16 protein-coding genes and 5 pseudogenes are annotated in these 18,037 nt (G+C 66.9%); 8 read left to right on the top strand and 13 right to left on the bottom strand.

Features of this window, described 5'->3' with window-relative positions; translation table 11 throughout:
• Window positions 1-15: 15 nt before the first annotated feature.
• The 10 genes from ACSMXV_RS05715 to ACSMXV_RS05670 all read right to left on the bottom strand — a co-directional run bounded on the left by ACSMXV_RS05715 (window position 16) and on the right by ACSMXV_RS05670 (window position 9,683).
• On the bottom strand, window positions 16-996 hold the full coding sequence (locus ACSMXV_RS05715; RefSeq protein WP_473176609.1) for an ornithine cyclodeaminase family protein: 981 nt from the start codon (window positions 994-996) through the stop codon (window positions 16-18).
• A gap of 19 nt (window positions 997-1,015) precedes the next feature.
• On the bottom strand, window positions 1,016-2,143 hold the full coding sequence (locus ACSMXV_RS05710) for an FAD-dependent monooxygenase (RefSeq protein WP_473176608.1): 1,128 nt from the start codon (window positions 2,141-2,143) through the stop codon (window positions 1,016-1,018).
• Between the two features lie 1,061 nt (window positions 2,144-3,204).
• Window positions 3,205-3,654 (bottom strand): nuclear transport factor 2 family protein, encoded by a 450-nt coding sequence (locus ACSMXV_RS05705; RefSeq protein ID WP_473176607.1) that lies wholly within the window; start codon window positions 3,652-3,654, stop codon window positions 3,205-3,207.
• A 73-nt stretch (window positions 3,655-3,727) separates the two neighbouring features.
• On the bottom strand, window positions 3,728-4,336 hold the full coding sequence (locus ACSMXV_RS05700; protein WP_473176606.1) for a TetR/AcrR family transcriptional regulator: 609 nt from the start codon (window positions 4,334-4,336) through the stop codon (window positions 3,728-3,730).
• 55 nt (window positions 4,337-4,391) lie between these two features.
• Window positions 4,392-4,700 carry a hypothetical protein gene (locus tag ACSMXV_RS05695; protein ID WP_473176605.1) on the bottom strand — a complete coding sequence of 103 codons (309 nt, stop codon included), beginning with the start codon at window positions 4,698-4,700 and terminating at the stop codon, window positions 4,392-4,394.
• Window positions 4,697-5,239 (bottom strand): nuclear transport factor 2 family protein, encoded by a 543-nt coding sequence (locus tag ACSMXV_RS05690; protein WP_473176604.1) that lies wholly within the window; start codon window positions 5,237-5,239, stop codon window positions 4,697-4,699. Before ACSMXV_RS05690 ends, ACSMXV_RS05695 begins: the two co-directional genes overlap by 4 nt.
• Before the next feature lie 39 nt (window positions 5,240-5,278).
• On the bottom strand, window positions 5,279-6,403 hold the full coding sequence (locus ACSMXV_RS05685) for an FAD-dependent monooxygenase (RefSeq protein ID WP_473176603.1): 1,125 nt from the start codon (window positions 6,401-6,403) through the stop codon (window positions 5,279-5,281).
• A 192-nt stretch (window positions 6,404-6,595) separates the two neighbouring features.
• Entirely contained in the window at window positions 6,596-7,426 is an 831-nt protein-coding gene (locus ACSMXV_RS05680) for a carbohydrate ABC transporter permease (protein ID WP_473176602.1), read from the bottom strand.
• An 8-nt stretch (window positions 7,427-7,434) separates the two neighbouring features.
• Window positions 7,435-8,322, bottom strand: coding sequence for a carbohydrate ABC transporter permease (locus tag ACSMXV_RS05675; RefSeq protein ID WP_473176601.1), 888 nt, complete (start codon window positions 8,320-8,322; stop codon window positions 7,435-7,437).
• Between the two features lie 116 nt (window positions 8,323-8,438).
• Complete coding sequence (locus ACSMXV_RS05670) at window positions 8,439-9,683, bottom strand: extracellular solute-binding protein (RefSeq protein WP_473176600.1); 1,245 nt, start codon at window positions 9,681-9,683, stop codon at window positions 8,439-8,441.
• Window positions 9,684-10,149: 466 nt separating this feature from the next.
• Here ACSMXV_RS05670 and ACSMXV_RS05665 point away from each other — a divergent pair, with 466 nt between their 5' ends.
• The 3 genes from ACSMXV_RS05665 to ACSMXV_RS05655 all read left to right on the top strand — a co-directional run bounded on the left by ACSMXV_RS05665 (window position 10,150) and on the right by ACSMXV_RS05655 (window position 12,263).
• Complete coding sequence (locus tag ACSMXV_RS05665) at window positions 10,150-10,533, top strand: hypothetical protein (RefSeq protein WP_473176599.1); 384 nt, start codon at window positions 10,150-10,152, stop codon at window positions 10,531-10,533.
• Window positions 10,534-11,051: 518 nt separating this feature from the next.
• Complete coding sequence (locus ACSMXV_RS05660) at window positions 11,052-11,996, top strand: LysR family transcriptional regulator (RefSeq protein ID WP_473176598.1); 945 nt, start codon at window positions 11,052-11,054, stop codon at window positions 11,994-11,996.
• Window positions 11,997-12,134: 138 nt separating this feature from the next.
• A complete protein-coding gene (locus ACSMXV_RS05655; RefSeq protein WP_473176597.1) occupies window positions 12,135-12,263 on the top strand; it encodes a hypothetical protein in 129 nt (42 codons plus the stop codon).
• Here ACSMXV_RS05655 and ACSMXV_RS05650 read toward each other — a convergent pair.
• Both ACSMXV_RS05650 and ACSMXV_RS05645 read right to left on the bottom strand, forming a co-directional pair.
• Window positions 12,260-13,261: an IS481 family transposase gene (locus tag ACSMXV_RS05650; RefSeq protein ID WP_473176596.1), complete on the bottom strand. Its 1,002-nt coding sequence runs from the start codon at window positions 13,259-13,261 to the stop codon at window positions 12,260-12,262. The two genes, ACSMXV_RS05655 and ACSMXV_RS05650, sit on opposite strands and share 4 nt — an antisense overlap.
• 73 nt (window positions 13,262-13,334) lie before the next feature.
• Entirely contained in the window at window positions 13,335-13,901 is a 567-nt protein-coding gene (locus ACSMXV_RS05645; RefSeq protein WP_473176595.1) for an RBBP9/YdeN family alpha/beta hydrolase, read from the bottom strand.
• Between the two features lie 105 nt (window positions 13,902-14,006).
• Between ACSMXV_RS05645 and ACSMXV_RS05640 the strand changes: the two genes are divergently transcribed.
• A complete protein-coding gene (locus tag ACSMXV_RS05640; RefSeq protein ID WP_473176594.1) occupies window positions 14,007-14,462 on the top strand; it encodes an Lrp/AsnC family transcriptional regulator in 456 nt (151 codons plus the stop codon).
• A gap of 263 nt (window positions 14,463-14,725) precedes the next feature.
• Here the strand turns inward: ACSMXV_RS05640 and ACSMXV_RS05635 are convergent.
• Window positions 14,726-15,054, bottom strand: a pseudogene (locus ACSMXV_RS05635) (transposase); the annotation flags it as partial.
• Between the two features lie 138 nt (window positions 15,055-15,192).
• On the opposite strand from ACSMXV_RS05635, the pseudogene ACSMXV_RS05630 reads away from it, so the two are divergent.
• The 4 pseudogenes from ACSMXV_RS05630 to ACSMXV_RS05615 form a co-directional block, all read left to right on the top strand.
• Window positions 15,193-15,820: pseudogene (locus tag ACSMXV_RS05630) on the top strand (winged helix-turn-helix domain-containing protein); the annotation flags it as partial.
• A 134-nt stretch (window positions 15,821-15,954) separates the two neighbouring features.
• Window positions 15,955-16,125 (top strand): annotated as a pseudogene (locus ACSMXV_RS05625) (pirin family protein); the annotation flags it as partial.
• Window positions 16,126-16,615: 490 nt separating this feature from the next.
• Window positions 16,616-16,975, top strand: a pseudogene (locus ACSMXV_RS05620) (hypothetical protein); the annotation flags it as partial.
• A gap of 128 nt (window positions 16,976-17,103) precedes the next feature.
• Window positions 17,104-17,966, top strand: a pseudogene (locus ACSMXV_RS05615) (PucR family transcriptional regulator); the annotation flags it as partial.
• Window positions 17,967-18,037 lie beyond the last annotated feature (71 nt).

Raw genomic sequence — 18,037 nt, 5'->3', positions numbered from 1 at the left:
CACTTCTCACTTCTGTCACTTCTGAACGGGGTGGACTTCGATGGGCAGCGGACATCCGAGTCCCAGCTCGCCGGCGCGCGTCACGCACATGGCGGCCACGGCGAGGTCCTGCACCGCCGAGCCGACCGACTTGTAGAGCAGGATCTGGTCGTCCTTCACCCGGCCTCCGACCCGCCCGGACACGAGATCGCCGAGAGAGACCGACTTCGCCTCGACATCGATCCCGGCGGCGCGTGCGGCGATCGCGTCGCCGGTCTCGTCGAGGACCTCGCGCAGTTCGTCGGCCACCAGGAGGTCCGCACGGCGGATCACCTCGGGGTCGACTTCACGCTGCTCGGGGAGGGTCGACCCGATCGAGACGACGGTGGCACCCGGGGCGAGCCAGTCGCCCTGGAGCGTCGGGGACTCGTCGCGGGATCGGGCCGCACAGACGACAAGTGACGCCTCGCTCACGGCGACGCGTGCCGTGTCCACGGCCTCCAGCCGCAGGTTGAGGTCGGACAGCGACTCGACGAACCTCGCGCGGCTCTCCGCCCGTGGGCTGAAGACCCGGACCTCCTGGATGCTCCTGACCGCCGCGATCGCGCGTAGGTGGTTCTGCGCCTCGAAGCCGGACCCGATCACCCCCACGGTGAGCGCACCCGGCACCGCCAGGATGTCTGCGGCCAACGCCGATGTCGCCGCCGTCCGGAAGCCCGTGACCGAATGGCCGTCGAGCAACGCGACCAGCTCCGCGGTCGACTGGTCGAACAGCGAGATCAGGTAGCTGGCCCGCCGCACGTCGAGCGCCACCGCGATGGACTTCACACCCATCAGGCCGGAGTCACCGGGTGCGCCACTCAGCGTCCTGAGCCAGGCGCGGTCGCCTCGAGCCATCGACCGACCGGGAAACCGCTGTTCGCCGGGCGGCGAAGCGTAGGCCGCGCGCAGTGCCTCGACGGCCGTGTTCCAGTCAAAGACCTCGCGCACCGCGTTGTCGTCGAGAAGAAGAGTCATATCGCAGGGAACTTTCTGGTCAGGCGGGCTGGGAGAGCAGGCCGGCCACGCGGGCCATCAGGGCCGGTACGTCACCCTGCTCCTGGTCGCGCAGCCACTGGGCGATCTGGACCGACCCTTGTACGACGGTGCGGGCGCGTTCCTCCCGGCGGAGGCTGAAGGCCGGCCACACCTCGTGCAGATTCGAGGCGGAAGTGAGCAGTTCGGCGAGCACGGAGGCGTCCTCCAGCGCCATCGCGGCACCCTGGGCAAGGCTGGGCGGACAGCTGTGGGCGGCGTCACCGATGATGACGACGCGGCCCCGGTTCCAGGGCAGCGGGACGAAGTGGCTTTCATACGCCGTGTAGTTGACGGAGTCGGCGATCGCGACATGGTCGCGGATCTCGTCCCACGGGCCGTGATAGCCCTGCGCCAGCGTGTGCATCACCGCGGCTCGCTCGGTGTGCGTCAGGGCCGAGCGGTCCTGGAGCGGTTCGACTATGAACGCGTACAGGGAGTTCTCTCCGGTCGGCGTGTAGCCCGCCATGAGGGCCGGGCCGCCGTAGTACAGCTCGGATCTGTTCACGTTGGCGGGCCGTGGGACGAACGCCCGCCAGATGCCCATGCCGATGGCCTCCGGCTCGACGTCGATGCCGATCGCGCGACGGGTCTGCGACCGGATGCCGTCCGCACCGATCACGAGGTCGTAGCGCTCCACGGAGCCGTCCGTGAAGATCACGTCGACGCCGTCGTCGTCCTGGGCGAAGCTCTGGCATCGGGTGCCGAAGCGGACCTTGGCCCCGACGGCGACGGCCCGGTCGACCAGGATGCGGGCGAGCGTCGGGCGGTACATGCCCATCGTGGCCGGAAGGTCAGGGCCACCGATCCGGATGTCATCCAGCTCGACCAGCAGTGTCCCGGCCTCGTCGGGAGCTCGCAGGCCGAGCGTGTCGAACACGTAGCCGGCGGCCCGTACGTCCTCCCACACGCCCAACTGTCGCAGCACCCTCAGCGCGTTGCCCTGAAGCGTGATGCCGGACCCCAGAGCATTGACCTCTGGTTGGGCCTCGATCAGATTGACTGATACGCCGGCTTCGGCGAGTGCGATGGCAGCGGCACATCCGGCCGAACCGGCACCGATGACCAACACGGACTGGACAGCAGGCACGGCAAACTCCCGATCTGATTACTGAGAACGCAGCCCATGATTGTGGTGCCCGTCACGATCAGGGAACCCCAACCTGGTGATCCGCCGCATAAGCGCGGTGCATGGGCAGGAAGGTGGCCGACGCAATCCAACTGCTCTTATCCAGGACATCTCCGCATCGGCGGACATCGGCACCGGCGAACATATTTTTCCCTTGATTGAAAATGGCCCGCCATCCGAGGTCAGAGCGATTTTCGGCAGGCGGTATGGGCGCTCGGCGTGCTGACGCCGATGCGGACTGGTGTGCGCAACATGCCTGGCCGTCTCTCCATGGCCTGTACGCCGCCACGGTGCACTCGGTAGCCGCGACGGCACCGAGGGCCTCTAGCGGATCGCCTCGTCGTACACGCCTTCGCGCCAGGTGACAGGCCGACTGCAGCACTGGCGATCACGCGTGCCTGCCACTGCACGGCAAGACCGCCTCGAACACCGGTGACGGCCGGCTGCTCGCGCAAGCGGTCGCCACCGCCCGCGCATCCGGGGCGACCGGACAGGTCATGGCCAGGGGATCGGATTACCACTGCCACAGGTCCGCCGACAACGCACTGCGACCCATGACCGGCCAGCGTGACGGGCGCGATGGTTCCGCGGGTCAACCTCTGCCCGTGCCACCGCGGTGGCCGCCGCAATGAGAACCGCCCGGCGGGCGACCGTGCACACGCCGACCATCAACCTTCCCGCCGGATCGCTACCACCGGCCGACGGCTGGTGCTGCACCTTGCACAGCACTGTCCGTGAGCTCTCGCCTGGGAGGTCGCTCTGGGCGACCTCCCAGGCGCACCGGACGCGATCACGACCTGACCACCCAGCCGGCGACGCCGCCACCAGGACACAGTGGAAAGAGCCGACGCAGGCCGGCCGCGGCGTCACCGCCACCGCCTCGACATCGCCCGCGAAAACAGAGCACCCGAATCACTCGATCAGGTGCGGCATCAACACCGTGACGACTCACCTCGCCGTAGCAGCCGTCACAAGGATCTGGTCTCTGTCATGTAGCAGAACCCGAATACGACGGCCGTGCGCTATGCCTGGCCCTCCGCGGGAGGGCCAGGGATGTCACCACCTCCGGCGGCGCGGCTGAACACCATCGTCTGCTCGTCGTTCACGCTTGGGATGAACTGGAATGCCGTGATCAGCCCGTTCTGCACCTGTAGTTCGTCGATCCCACGGATGCGCTCGATACCGAGCGACGACACGAACTGACTCCGGAGCTCGAGTACGCCGTACACCCATGCGTCGGCCGTCACCACTCCGAGGACTTTGATCGATCCATCGGACTGAATGACCGCCGAGTTGATGTAATTGCGGAGCACGTCCTTCATGCTGTCGCCGGCTTTTCCCCAAATGGCGCGGGTCATTTCCGCAGCCGTGACCTCGTCGTCGAAGAGTTCCATCACCGCGTCGATGTCTCCGCTGTTGACACCTGCCACGTATGCCTCGAACACCTCATCCGGAGTTCGTGAATCGCCCATAACTGCCTTTCCTCTCTCTTGATGTCGCCCTTGGCCGCGACCCTGTCAGCGACCGTTCTGCAGTCGTCGCGCCTCAGGACCGCTTGGTCAGCCCGCGCAGGTACGCGACGTACGCCTCCTCGACCAGATCGCCCGGCAAATCGGGGTTGAGCAACTGCTCGATCACCAGGCCGCGGCCCAGCGCTCCAGTGACGAGCGCTATCTCGACGGTGGGTCGCGTGTACTCGATGCCGTGCTTGGCCGCGAGCGTGTCGAACACCGCGGCAAGTCCCTGCATGCCTATCTCGCGCTTCGCCTGCATCGGGGCGCCGATCGACATGTCGCGGGAGCCGTGGAGGAGGAGTTCGATCAGGATCCGCGACCACTCGGGGTCGCGCTCGGCGCCCTCGCGCCAGAATCGCGCGAGGGCCCGGAAGCTGTCCTCGATGTCCTCGTGGGCGAAGATCGCCTCGCCATACCCATCCATCCGCTCGCGGAAACGCTCGGCGAATGCGGCCAGAAACAGGTCGTACTTGTCGGCGAAACTCTTCTCCAGCTCGTCCCTGCTGCAGCCGGCCTCCTCGGCGACCTCGTCCAGCGACGCGGCGGCGAAGCCGAGCCGCAGGAAGACGGTCTGGGCCGTGCGGGCCAGCTCGCTCTTGGCTACCTCACCGGGCTCTGCCGGCTGTTGTGGCTGCGTCATCACCATGTCCTCTCGCTCTCGTATGTCGACGTTGCACCGTGTTCTGCAGGCGCTGTCACGAGTGGGCCTCGCGCGAGGCCGTGAAAGGCGCCTCCGGGAAGGTGCCGGTCTGCACCTTCCCGGTCATCTGGTCGCCGTCGACCGTTCCCGTGAAGGTGACCGTCAGAGAAGCCGGCTTCGTGATGGATGCCGCCCAGCTGACTGCATTGCCGTCGAAGGTGCCGTCGTAGATCGGTTGCGTTTCGTCGCCGGGTCCGGTCAGCGTGCCGGCAAACCCGAGTCCGTCGCTGGTGGCCACGAGCTGGTTGTGCACGTCGCCGTCAATCGTCTGGACCGTGATGTGCCAGGTCCCGTCGATCTTCATACGCCCTCCTGGTCAGTCGGTGCCGTCGGAATACCGGCGATCGGCGGCAGGTACTCGGGAGGGGAGTACGGGCCCACTTGGAGGGCCTTGCCCAGCTCCTCGTTGTCCCATCCGAAGAACAAGGTGCTCCGGCTGATCCACCAGCGGCCGCCCCGCCGGATGTATTCGTCCTCGTTGCGCCCGCAGGCGAGGATCTCGGGCCGCTTGGCCGCCTCGTTGTACGCGAGCGTGTTGATGTAGTAGTCGCTGCCGGCCGAGTCGCCGGACACGGTGATGGTGACGTTCCCTACCTCGTGGCGCATGATCGCGTAGCTGTTCACGCCTCGCGCCTTGTCCGGGTTGAAGCGTTTTTGGTCGCTGGCGACCTTGGCCAAGATGTCTTCCAGGCCGTTCGACAGCACCAGCCCGTTCTCGAGCTGTACGACTGCGTCTTCGGTGAAGATCTGCCGGTAGAGATCAGGATCGGTGGTGTCGCGCGCCTTGGCGTATTGGACGACGAGGTCTTGAATCGCCAGGCGGTCGGCGAGCTCGCCGATCAACGTGTCATGTTCGCTCAACGCAATGTGCTCCGTTCGTGCTCAGTAGGGATCCGCCAGCGCAGCCATCGCACCGGCCATCAGCCTCGCCGACTCGGGGCCGGGCGGGACGTTCGCCTGCTCGCGCGCGGACAGCGCGACGCTGGTTTCGACCACCGTCCGCACGCGCTCGAACCGGCGGACCATGAACCTCTCGTAGGCCTCCGCGAGCGACGAGGCGTCCGCGAGGCACTGCCCGAGCACGACGGCGTCCTCGAGCGCCATCACACCCCCCATCCCCATGTGGGCGGTCGTCGCGTGTGCCGCGTCCCCGATCAGCAAGGTCCGGCCCCGGTACCAGGGCTGCTCCAGCAGCAACCAGTCGTACGGCCGAGGAATCAGGATCGACTCCGGGGTCAGGAACTCACGCAGCTTCACAATGGCGGGCGCCGTGTACATGTCGGTCAGGCGCTTGACGACTTCGTACGCCCCCTGCTGCGACAGCCGCTCCCTTGGCATGTTGATGTTCATCGGCGCGTAGATCAGGTCGGGGTACGGCTGGTGGAAGAACCCCATCCGCCCGAACTCGCCCGCGTTGTACCAGCCTTCCCCGTCGATCGGTCCGCCGGGGATCATCCAACGGATGCTCATCTGGCCCGCGTACCGCGGTTCGGGCGCTTCGGGGAAGACGATCGACCGCGTCCGGGAGTCGATCCCGTCCGCCCCGATGACCAGGTCGTAATTCCGCTGCTCGCCGTTGGTCAGGAGGACGACCGCTCCGTCGTCGCTGTCCTCGATCGACTCGATCGACGTACCGGTGTGGATGCGGGCGCCGAGTTCGAGGGCCCTCTGCTTGAGGATCTCGGCGATGGCCGGCCGGTAGGCCCCGAACGCCGGCTTGCCGTTCGGAATCTCCTTCTCCGGAGGCGGCGCGGCCGTCAGCGAGCCCGCCGCGTCGTACAGCGCGGGTGCTCCGAGGATCGACCCCGTCGCGACGACCTCGTCGTAGACGCCCAACTCGACGAGCGCGTTGGGTCCGCGACCGGCTATCCCGATACCCGCCCCGACGGGACGCAGGTCGCCGATCTCGACCAGCTCGCAGTCGACCCCGATCTGTTGCAGGGCGATGGCTGACGCCAGGCCGGCGATTCCCCCTCCCACGATGAGTCCGCTCGAAACGCATGCCATCTATGTGCTCCTTTACCTCGGGGATCCTGCCCATTCCGCCGTAGCGGCGACCCATGAACTGCCCGTATTAACGGTGCGTTGGTCTATTCGTACCAACTGATTCCGGTCGGGCGAAGCAAGATCGAAGCTTTGAATGGCCGTCATTGGTTGCTTCTATGGGGCCGTGAAGAGGTGCCGGGTGGCCGTTCAGTACTACCCTTTGAGTCCGCCTGTGTAGCTCGCCATGAAAAGCTTCTGGGTGAATACGTACAGGACGAGAATAGGCAGCATGGAGACGATCACGATCGCGAAAATCTTGTTCCACTCGGTGACGGTGCCGCCGACGTAGTAGTACATCGACACCGGAATCGTCTGTGCGCCTGACCCGCTGAGAAAGATGAGGGAGGTGAAGAAGTCGTTCCATATGATCATTCCGGTGAGGATCGCGACAGCGCCTGTCGAGGGTCTCATAAGAGGCAGAACTATTCGGAAGAATGCTTGTGTGGGTGACGCGCCATCAAGCGCCGCAGCCTCTTCCAGCTCCGTCCCGAGGCCACGCAGGAACACTGAGTAGAGGAATACCGAGAAGGGAAGAAGCAGTCCGATCCAGAGGATCGTCAGACCCCAGACCGATCCGACGAGTCCGAGCGATCGGGCGCCCACATAGAGGGGCAGCGTGCCAAGTTGGGTCGGTAGGAGGATGGCGACGAGGACCGCGTAGAACGTCACACGGCTCCACGTGCTGGTCCGCCGCGCAATGACGTATGCACAGAGCGAGCCGAGGAGCACCAGACCGGCGATCGAACCGACGGTGACGATCGCACTGTTCATCAGCGCCCGCCCGAGATTGTTGTCCGAGGTCAGCACGTCCGTGAAGGACGAGAAGTCGAGGCTGGACGGAGGGGCGACGGCACTGGTTTCGAGTACCTCGTCATTGGACTTCATGGCTGTCAGGACGAGGAGGTAGAAAGGAAAGAGCCACAGAGCGGTGACGCACCAGAGGACCGCCTCCCGCACGGCCGTCGCCTTCGTGTATGTGAGCATCGGCTTCCCTACTCGTTGCTTCGGCGCAAGGCGCTCTGTTGAATGATCGCGAACGCAAGGATGACAAGAGTCAGGAGCAGGGCCATGGCAGCGCCGAACCCGAAGTTGCCCAGGGTGAAGGCTTGTTTGTACACCTGTGTTGCCATGGTTTCCGTCGCCCCCGCTGGGCCGCCTCCCGTGAGCGCGAAGATCTGGTCGAAGGCTCGCAAACCCTGAATGGTGGTCAGGGTGAGTGAGATGGTGACGGCGGGGCGGATCGCCGGAAGAACGACGTGCCGGAATCGCGTCCACGTACCCGCTCCATCCAGGACCGCCGCTTCCTCGACCTCAATTGAAACGGCAGTGAGCCCGGCAAGGTAGACGACCATCGCGATACCGGCTCCCTGCCAGACCATGACGAACATCACCACCCAGAGGGAGAATGTCGGGTCGGCCAGCCAGATGCGCTGCAGATCCTCCTGGCCAATGGTTTTGAGGAAGCTGTTCAGTGGGCCGTGGAAGTCGAAAATGAATCGCCAGAGGTAGGACACCGCGAGCGGGCTGAGCACCACCGGCATGAAGAGCAGCGTGCGCAACAGATACCGCGACTTGACGCCCCGATTCAGCCCGAGCGCGAGAAGAAGTCCCATGCAGTTCGTGCCGATGACGAAGCCCGCTGCCAAAACGAGAGTGTTGACAAGTGCCGTGACCATCTTGGGGTCGTCGAAGACGCGATGGAAGTTGTCGAGGCCGACGAAGTTGAAACCTCCGAGGCCTTTCCAGTCGGTGAAGGCGAAGAATCCGCCGACCGCGGTGGCGCCGTAGTGCGCGGTGGCCATGGCGATGATGGCCGGGAGTGCCCACCACCAGTAGCCGAATCGGATCAGTTGGCCGCCGTTGCCACCGACGTGGCCCACCGGCCGCCGAGGGCGTGACCGTCTCCGCACCATCAGCCGCTTTCCTGTCTCCGCCGCTGGCGGCCGATGCCGCCTCCATCGCGCCTTGCTCGAAGGGATGGTTGTCTCGTCCACACTCATTCGGCCCCGCGCCAAGCTGCGTCCATGGCCTGGAGCGCTTCCTTGACCGTGCCCTGGCCGGTCAGCAGTGACTGAACCCCGGTTCCCATCGCAGTGGCGACCTCGGGGTTGTCCCAGTCGTAGCTGGGCATGTACATCATGTCCCCAGCGACGACGGCCTTAGCGATGGGCGCGTAGTAGTCCGGTACCTCCGACGCATCGCCGTTGACCACCGAGAGCGGTACTCCACCTTCGGATTCGGCGACAATCTCGGCATTCGCCGGGTCGGCGAGCCAGCTGGCGAACTCCTGAGCTGCCTTCTGGTGGCTCGGCTTCGCCTTGGCGTTGATGGCGTAGCCGAAGCTGGGACCCGCGATGAGGAGGCCGGCGCTCTCTTCCGCCGGCGGGAAGGCATGAACCGAGACGTCGACGTCGGGTGCGGCCCGCCTGATCGAAGCCGCAGCGAGCGACGGGATGGGAACGGTGGCCGTGCTGCCCGAGACCAGGTCCTTCACGAGCTGGTCGAATCCGACGCCCGCGGCGCCGTCCTGGAAGCATCCGGCGGACACCATGTCCTCGATCGCCTCGAAGACGTGCTGCCAACCCTCGCTGTCAGCGAAGGTCACTTCGCCCGCGGCCCGCTTCTGGTTCCAGTCACGATCCTTGGCATAGACGTAGTTCGCGGCCAGTTCCGCGACCGGCACGGCGGTGCTGGAAGGATTTGAACCCGCGATCCCTACAACTGCGGTGTCTCCGGTCGATGACTCGCAACTGTCCAGCAATCCTTCGAACGTCGTGGGGACCGACGTGACTCCGGCGGACCGCAACGCCTGGTCGTTGACGACCAGCCCGGTGGCGACAATGCTCGACGGCGCGGCGTACACCTTGCCGTCATAGGTGTAGAGGTGTTCCGAGCCCGGAAGAATGGCTTTTGCGACGGCAGGGTCGGTGATGGGCGCGAGCATGCCGGCCTCCACGAGCGGACCGACGGATGTGGGGAACAGCGCACCCGGTGTCGCCCCGATGATGTCGGCGCCGGAGCCCCCCTGGAGCTCGGTGCGAACGACCTGGTCGTACGAATCCGGAGGCACGTTTCTGACCTCGATGTGGACACCCGTCTCCTTTTCGTAGGCCTGGGCCATCTGTTGAGCCGGGGACTTTCCCTCGCCGGAGAAAGACGTCACCAGGCTGATACTCGTCACCGCGTCGGTCGACGCCCCCTCCGACGAGCATCCGGCCAGGAGTGTCAGGGCTCCGCTCATGGCGACGGCGGCAGACCGCCACCCTCGCCCCGGTTGAGTAACGGGATGTGCCATCGGTGTACCTCTCAGGCTTCAGTCTTGGATTTCGGAGCAACCGGGGAGCGCCCGATGCGGTGTTGGATGTGCCAGAAACTGACGGGACGTTCGATCTCCCCGAGCCGTCGATGATTGTGACGGTCGTCATCGGCGAGGCGCATCGGGGATTCGTGCACGCAATGTGGCCTATCGGCCTCTTCAATGACCAATGCGCCGACGCGATCAGAGCCCCGACCAGGATGTCGGACTGGTCGGACTTGCTCCGTCGCTGCTCCCCACGTGTCATGCAGGCCGGTGCCGGGCGAATGTCCGGAGGCCTGCCGCGGGTGCGGGGCGATGCCGTCGGTGCCCAGGAGCGAGCGGACCTCATCAGCGCGCCACCCGCCGAAGGCGACGCCCGTTCCAACGCGGCGAGGAGTTCCTGGCCGCCGTGGGCCGCAGCCGGCGTGAGCGGGTCGCCGATCTCGCTGTTGAGCGTGGTGACTCCGGCCGCGGCAGCACCGGTGAGGAACCGCTCGGCGACCGGACCCGACGCCAGGAACTCCCGCTCCACCTCGGTCTTCGGCGGTCCGACCCGACCGGGTGTGCTCGGCCGGGCCCGGACGTAGTGGGCATCGTCGATGCTGACTTCGCCCGGGGCGCCCAGGACGTGTTCGGTGTGCACCTCGCCGGTGACCGGCTCGACAACACGCAGCGCCCGGGCGTCGTCGGCGAACCGGACGAACCGGAACCGCGACCAGGCCGGCGCCGCACAGAACACGTGCACCCGAGGGCCGGTGACGGCCTCGGATGGCGGCCACCGGCACAGGCCTGACCGTGCGCCAGTCCCGCTTCGCATCAGCCACCAGGCGGCGGAGGTTGCGGTCCGATCCCTCGTGCCCGGTCGCTCGTTCGGCAGCAGCCGCTACGCGCCGATCCGACCCGAGGTCGCCCTGACCCTCGCTGCCACCAGATCGGTCACGCTGTTCTTGCTCCGCTGAGCCCGCGGCGCCGGCCGCTCCCCGATACGTGCCTACATCTCGACAGGCATCTCAACGCCAAGACCTCGCGTCCTGTCGCGGCTGGCGAGCCCACCCGTAACCCCACTGTCGGCGGCGCACAAACACGGCATTCTCGCCCCGGCGGAGTCGAAGGCCGTTCACACTTCGACCCGCAGCAAGATCAGCCCATACAGCGTCTCCGCAGGTCCGCCAGGCTCTGCCCTGCGGGCGTCATTCTCTGGCCCGTATCGGTAGTAGCGACGTCCGTACAAAGGGCCGCTCCGAGCTGGTCGTCGTCGCGGGGTCCCACCAGCCGTTCGCCGATCCGCCAATCCGGAGAGAGAATGGTCGGGTGAACGTCGGTGGACTCGACCTGAACCTGATGCTGTCGCTCGATGCCCTGCTCCGCGAAGCGAATGTGACTCGGGCTGCGGAACGCCTCAACCTCACTCAGCCAACCCTCTCGCAGTCGCTCGCGCGTCTTCGGAAGCACTTCGATGACGAGCTCCTGCGCCGGACCGGTAAGGACATGGAGCTCACTCCGCTGGCGCTGCGACTCCGGCCGTTGGTCGCTGAGGCTCTTGGTTCTGCGGAGGAGGTCTTCTCCGCACACCGATCCATCGACCCCGCCACCTCGTCGCGACGGTTCGTGATCGCCGCCTCCGACTACGGGATCGGTGCTCTCGGTGCGCGTTGGAGTGCGCACGTATCCAGACGCGCACCGAGTGTTCGCCTCGTCTTTCGATCGTTCGCGGTCGACGACCTGACGCCCTACGAAGTCCGAACGCGGGACGTCGACGGGGTCTTGGCCCCACACGGGCTCTTTCCGGAAGACATGCCGCACGTCGACGTCATCGCGGACCGCTGGGTGATCATCGCCGATGCCGCGAACGACAGGCTCAGCTCTCCGCCCACCGTGCAGCAGTTGAGTGAGATTCCCTGGGTCACGACCTTCGACACCGCACGGGTTACCCCTGCTTCGTTCCAGCGAAGCGAGTGGGCATCGATCGCGCAGCGGGTTGCCGTGGTCACCGACAGGTTTTCCGAGATGCCGCTGCTCGTGCGCGCGACGCCGCGGATCGCGCTCATCCCAGAGCGACTCTTTCGAGCGATCGGCAGTGGACAAGGTTTGCGTGTGGTGCCACCACCGTTTCCGCTCACCCCGATGGTCCTGGCGTTCTGGTGGCATCCCTCGAACGACCGCGACCTCGAGCACCGTTGGCTGCGAACACAGTTCGATCACTTCCGCGATCTAAGCCCGCTCCGTTCCCCAGGAACATCGCGCCAGGGATCCTGAGAAGGCGCCCGCGACACGGCAACAACTCGGGCCCTGCGAGACGGTGTCGGTGGCGAGGTCGCGTCGAGCCGATGCTGAGGCCAATCGGTCTCGCCGGGCTGGAGCGAGGACGAGCAGCAGACCGTCCAGGGGCTGCGGATGCGCGAGCGGGAGCTGGCGGAGAAGATCGTCACCGACGCGTTGTGGGCCGAGATCGCTCCCGCCGAGCGGGCGGATGCCCGCAGTAAGCTCAAGCACGCCACCGACCTGGCCGCCGAGGACGCCTAGGTGTAGGAGGCCATGACGTTGGTGACACCGGTCCGCAGCCGAGACGCGGGCGGCTGGTCATCGGCAGAGGAGTGGGGCCGGTGGTAGTTGTAATGGATGTTCCACTGGCGTAGGGCGCCAGCGCGGTCAGATTCGGATGTCCACGTACGGGCGTAGAGGAACTCTTCGGCCAGGATCCGGTTGTACCTCTCGACCTTGCCGTTGTGCCGGGGTGTGTACGGCGTTATGCGCTGGTGCCGTGCTCCGAGCAACGCTCGGGCGAAGGCGTCGGCGCGGTAACAGGCTCCGTTGTCCGTCACGATCCGCTCGATGTGGTTGATCCCATGCGTAGCGAACCAGACTCGGGCTCGGTGTAGGAAAGCGATCGCGGTGGCGGCCTTCTCGTCGGGGAGTGCTTCGGTGTAGGCCAGTCGGCTGTAGCCGTCGATCGCCGAGTGGAGGTAGACGTAACCGCCGCGCTCGGTCTTCTTCTTGCGACGGTTGACGGCCTTGGACTGCTCACTGCCGCGCCCGTGTGCCCGCCAGCCGCCGCCGTCGGGGATGCGGCCGACTTTCTTCACATCGACGTGGACCATGTGCCCTGGGCGGCGGGCCTGGATCCGCTGAGGAGTGCGGTTGACCTCGCCGGTGGGGTCGAGGAATCGCCGTCTATTCAGGCCGACCGCAGCGAGGTGCCTGCTCACTGTTCTGCGGCTGATCGGGATGCCGGCCTGAGTGAGCTCGAAGGCGATCCTGGCTGCAGACCACTTGTGAGTGCGTCGGAGTTCCTCGATGCGGGCGAGGGTTTCGGCAGCCGTGGTCGTCGGCTGACGATGCGGCGCCGAAGAACGATCGAGTAGGCCGAGGTCACCGTGGCGTCGGTAGCGGTTGACCCACTTGGACGCGCACGTTCGAGAGATGCCCATCTCGGCTGCCACGTGTGCGATGGGCCGCGTCCGGCACCGTTCGATGAGCCGACGGCGACCTTCGACGGACAGCGGCGCATTCTTGTGCGTCAACGGGCAGACTTCCTTGCTCGAAGGGGAACCGCAGGGCGGTACCAGGTGGCTATACGTCCCATGCGGTGCTTGATCACTGCTGGGTCAGCGAGTCCAGGAGTTCATGGCCGTGCTGCCACGAGCCCAGGCCGCTGTCGGAGTTGATGTGTCCGCACGCGCCCGCCAGGTGCCATCGCGCCTCCCATCGCGCCGCGAAGTCGGCGGCTGCCTCGGGGGTGCAGTACGGGTCGTTGGCGCTGCCCACCACCAGGGCCGGGCACGGCAAGGGTTGTGCGGACACCTCGATGAACGTCGCGGCCGCCTGGCGTGGGAAGGCCGGCCCGTGCGGGTCGGGCGGCGCGACCAGGAATGCGCCGCCCATCGGGCGTGAGGGGTTCTTGTTCAGCCAGGTGGACGCAGCCCAGCAGCCCAGGCTGTGGGCCACCAGCACCACGTGGCTGTCCTGCTGGGAAGCGTCGTCGTACGCCTCCTGGACAGCGTCGACCCAGTCATCCAGATCGGGGGCGGACCACGAGGCAGGGGAGATCCTCACCGCTGAGGTGCCCCACTGCCGCTCCCACAAGGTCTGCCAGTGCTGCCCGTCCGAGCCGTCGATACCCGGGATGATGACGTACGCGACCACTGCCCACCACCGTTTCACTCGTCGCTCCCTACGATCACGGGAGCGCCTGGCGCAGATTCTGTTGGATGCATCAGAGCAGCGGCGGTGACGCAAGTGATCTCAAAGAAAGTGGTGCGGACAACGATGGAATCACTCGACCGGATAGACCGAGACATCCTCGCCCTGCTCCAGACCGACGGCCGGTTGACCGGCGCGGAGGTAGGGCGCCGCGTCGGACTCTCGCAGCCCGCGGCCAGCGCGCGCATCCAACGGCTGGAGAAGAACGGCGTCATCACCGGCTACCGAGCCGTGGTCGACCCGGCAGCCCTTGGTCTGAACATTCACGCGGTCATCCGGCTGCGCACCACGCACGCCCAGCTCTCACGCGCCCTGGACTTCGCCTCCCGGACCCCCGAGATCGCCTCCACCCTCAGAGTCACGGGGGAAGACTGCCTCATCTTCGACGTCTACTGCCAGCAGGCAGGACGACTCGAAGAAGTTGTCGACGCACTTGCCCGTTACGGCCCTGTCACCACATCCCTCGTGCTCCGCGCCTACCCCCAGAAGCCGCTGACCGACGCCACGTCAACAACGTCATGACCCGCAACACCTAGGTCCACCGCGAAGGCTCCCGAAGCTGGTTGACCGAACGCGCTGACGTGATGCGAGTTGCTGCTTCTCTTCAGGGAGGACTGCTCGGGCCAGCTAAGAGGTCGTCTCATTTGGGGCAGGGGCGGTGACCTCGGGGACTTGGTGTGGTCAACTCGTCCCGAGGCGGCTGGTGGCACACTCATCGGGTGCTTCCATTGCGCCCATTCGTCCTGTCTGGCCCGCGTGTTCGCCTGGAGCTGCTGTCCCTTGATGGCGAGGAAGTGCTGGGCCTTGCGCTCGTAGCGGCGGTGCAGTCGGCGACACCCTGCCAGCCAGGCCACTGTGCGCTCTACCGTCCAACGGTGGCGGCCCAGCCGTTGCGAGGACTCGATGCCCTTGCGGGCGATGCGGTGGGTGATGCCGCGTTGGCGCAGCCAGCGGCGTAGGTTGTCGTAGTCGTAGCCTTTGTCCGCATGCAGCTTGGCGGGGCGCCGACGGCGTGCTGCGGTCCGCGCCGGGAGCGGATCGGCGGTATGCCCTTCACCAACGGCTGGAGGGCCTGACTGTCGTGCAGGTTGGCGCCGGAGATGCCGAGTGAAATGCTGGAACAGCTCCCATAACTCGTCCGGCACCAGCCGCTCCACCAGATCCATGCCCCGCAGACTAGAGAGCTTCAAGTGCTGGGGTTATGCGCCGGGTTGCGCCGCTGATCTGACGTCTTGTTGGCTATGCCGGAAGCATGAGGGGCGGTCTGACCGCCGAGGAACGGGCTCGGCGGGAGCGGGTGCGGTTCGAGGCCGCCGACCTGTTCGCTGCCGGTGCGTCCGAGCGGGAAGTGGCCCAGCGCTTACGTGTCTCGCGGATGTCGGTGAACCGATGGCATCGCGCGTTCAAGGCCGGGGGCCGAGAGGCCCTGGCCTCCAAGGGGCCGGGCGGCGCGACATGCAAGCACACCACCGCCCTACGCGAGTTGGAAGCTCTGCTGCAGGCAGGTCCGGCCGCGCACGGCTGGACAGAGGACCAGCGCTGGACCCTGGCGCGGATCTCGGAGCTGATCCACCAGCGCTTCCGGGCCACGTACACCCTGGCCGGGGTGGACTTGTTGCTGCACCGCCTCGGCTGGAGCGTGCAGGTCCCCTCCCAGCGGGCCACCGAGCGGAACGAGGAGAAGATCGCCGAGTGGAAGGCCGAGCAGTGGCCCACCATAAAAAGAAGGCAGCGGACCTGGGCGCCTGGCTCTGCTTCGAAGACGAAGCCGGGCAAGGGCTGAGGCCGCCCAAGGGCCGCACCTGGGGAAAGCGGGGCATACCCCCGTCGTCCACGTCGCCGCCGCCGGCACGGTCCGCCTCTCGCTGGCCGCGCTGGTGTGGGGCTGGACGGATGAGATGCAGAGGCGTGCAGCGGTGCGATGTTTCGGCGGGAACCATCTGACTCCGATGCTGACCATTTGCTGACCCTCGATGGGCATTCATGCGTCTGACCTGCGGAGACAGTCAAACTGCTTGACATGTGGTGGAACTTCATCGGCCGTACGCAGGAGGAGATCGAGCAGGCCAGTTCGGACTGGATGACAGGTACGCGGTTCGGCGAGGTGAAGGGGTACGACGGGGGTCGGCTGCCCGCTCCCGAACTCCCGCCGGTGCCGCTGAAACCGCGCGGAAGGGTGCGCTGACCTGGGGGAATATAGGTGAGTGGTTCCTCGGGGCGGACGTCCCCCTACGGCCCGCGTGCCTCGCGTTTGCCGCCGGGTGGGGCGTGGCGCCACACCCTCTATCGGTCTCGGCGGGACCATCTTCGATTCCGGGCACGGCGTGATCCACGACCTCGGCGGGCGCCCCCTCGCGCGCCGGAGGGCAGGCCCTGCCGAAGCTCCCATCCGTCGACGCCCGGAGCCTCAGATCGGGCGATCATGAAGCGGACGAGTGAGAAGCACGGCCGTTGATCTTCCGGGTACCGGTCGTTGAAGTTCTGCACTCGAAGGAGCTCCAGGCCGTTGCTGGCGCAGTGCTCCCGTATCTACTTCAGGGCGGCGTTGGCCGCGTGCTCCTGGCCGCGGCCGACGGTTCTGATCTCCCCGAGGAGATCCGTTCCCGGCCTGCGCTGCCCGGCGATGTCCCGAGCCGGGCCTTCCATCTGGTGTGGACTCGTACGCGGTACTGGCGATGACCGACCTCGAGCTGGCCCCGCAGCTCACGGGCGAGGCCCAGACCCTCACCACCGGCACCGAGGCCAATCTTCTGCAACTGGCCGAGCTGCGCGGCATGCTCACACCCGAGCAGACCGCACGCTGGGCGGAGATCAAGTCTGCGTACGTCCGCACGCAGGCGCGCGGCGGCCCGGAGGACGACCCGGTCACCCTCCCCCGAGCTCTCGGCTTCGCTCGAGCAGGGGGGACCCCCATCGTGGCAGCCCTCGGCCTGCTCGCCGACCGTGTGGCCGCCGTCGAATCCGCCATCACCCGCGCCACCGACCCTCGCCACGCCCTCGCCAACCCGGCTGCCCGTCACGCGGCGCGTCCATGATGGCGTCGCCCTCGCCCGGTCGTCCGTTCGGATTGCCGGATTCCGGCAGCACGTACGGGCCCCAGTGGCATGGATCCCCTTGGCATGCGTTACAAAGGCGTCGTCGATTTCGTGGACTGGGGGCACGCATGGCTGGGCGGGACGGATCTGAGGAGTACCTCGACGGATACGCCCGCATCCTCGCCGACGCCGCCGCCACGCGTCGCAGGCTGACCCGCGACGAACTCGCCTCCCGCCGAGCCCTTGGGGAGCAGGCCGCAGACGCGGGACACGGACTGCGTGCGCTGGTCGGCGCTCACCTGGCCGCGACCCGCGCCCCACTGGCCGACCAAGGACCCCGCTGCCACGGATAGCGTGCTCGCCGCGGTCCAGCAGGCCGTCGACGCATTCGCCGAGGGCTACGAGCGGGCCCAGCGCCTCGCCGTACGCCAGGAAGAAGCGGCGACGCGAGTTCATCGACGACCTGCTCTACGGGCGCAGCGACCTGGGCCGGCTCGCCGAGCGCGCCGAACGGTTCGGACTCCGACTGTCGCACGCCCACGCCGTCGCAGTGGCCCAGGGAAACGCCGCGTACGAGGAAGGGGATGCCGTCCCCCGCGCTGTGGAACGCGCACTGATAGGCCGGTTCGGCGACCGCAGCATCCTGCTCACCACCAAGGACGGGCGCCTGGTGTGCATCGGCCCCGGCGACCAGGACGAGGTCCTGGCCTTCTTCGCCAAGCAGGCGTATGCCGCCACCAACGGCGGGCGGGTCGCCATCGGCCGCGCACAGCCCGGCGCGGGCGGTGTCGTCCAGTCGTACGAGGAAGCACTCAACGCACTCGACCTGGCCGAACGGCTGGAACTCGAAGCCCCTGTGCTGCGCGCTGCCGACCTGCTCGTCTACCCGGTCCTCACCCGCGACCGGCAGGCCATGGCCGACCTGGTGCTCAGTGCACTCGGCCCGTTGCAGCAGGCCCGCGGTGATGCGCAGCCGCTCATCGACACCCTCTGGTCGCCGAACGCGGCGGCCGGGGCCGTGTACGAGTCCAGGGGCTGGGGCGGGACAGGATGGACCGCCCG

This window comes from Streptomyces sp. DSM 42067, from assembly GCF_055792885.1.
The sequence above is the reverse complement of the archived record's forward strand: the minus strand, read 5'-3'. Positions and strand labels throughout refer to the sequence as shown.

Excerpts from the sequence above, each read along its gene's own strand:
- ACSMXV_RS05680 (WP_473176602.1), bottom strand. The coding sequence starts at position 7,426 with ATGCTCACATACACGAAGGCGACGGCCGTGCGGGAGGCGGTCCTCTGG.
- ACSMXV_RS05655 (WP_473176597.1), top strand. The coding sequence starts at position 12,135 with ATGCGCGAGCGGGAGCTGGCGGAGAAGATCGTCACCGACGCGTTGTGG.
- ACSMXV_RS05700 (WP_473176606.1), bottom strand. The coding sequence starts at position 4,336 with ATGACGCAGCCACAACAGCCGGCAGAGCCCGGTGAGGTAGCCAAGAGC.
- ACSMXV_RS05670 (WP_473176600.1), bottom strand. The coding sequence starts at position 9,683 with ATGAGCGGAGCCCTGACACTCCTGGCCGGATGCTCGTCGGAGGGGGCG.
- ACSMXV_RS05715 (WP_473176609.1), bottom strand. The coding sequence starts at position 996 with ATGACTCTTCTTCTCGACGACAACGCGGTGCGCGAGGTCTTTGACTGG.
- ACSMXV_RS05640 (WP_473176594.1), top strand. The coding sequence starts at position 14,007 with ATGGAATCACTCGACCGGATAGACCGAGACATCCTCGCCCTGCTCCAG.
- ACSMXV_RS05705 (WP_473176607.1), bottom strand. The coding sequence starts at position 3,654 with ATGGGCGATTCACGAACTCCGGATGAGGTGTTCGAGGCATACGTGGCA.
- ACSMXV_RS05695 (WP_473176605.1), bottom strand. The coding sequence starts at position 4,700 with ATGAAGATCGACGGGACCTGGCACATCACGGTCCAGACGATTGACGGC.
- ACSMXV_RS05685 (WP_473176603.1), bottom strand. The coding sequence starts at position 6,403 with ATGGCATGCGTTTCGAGCGGACTCATCGTGGGAGGGGGAATCGCCGGC.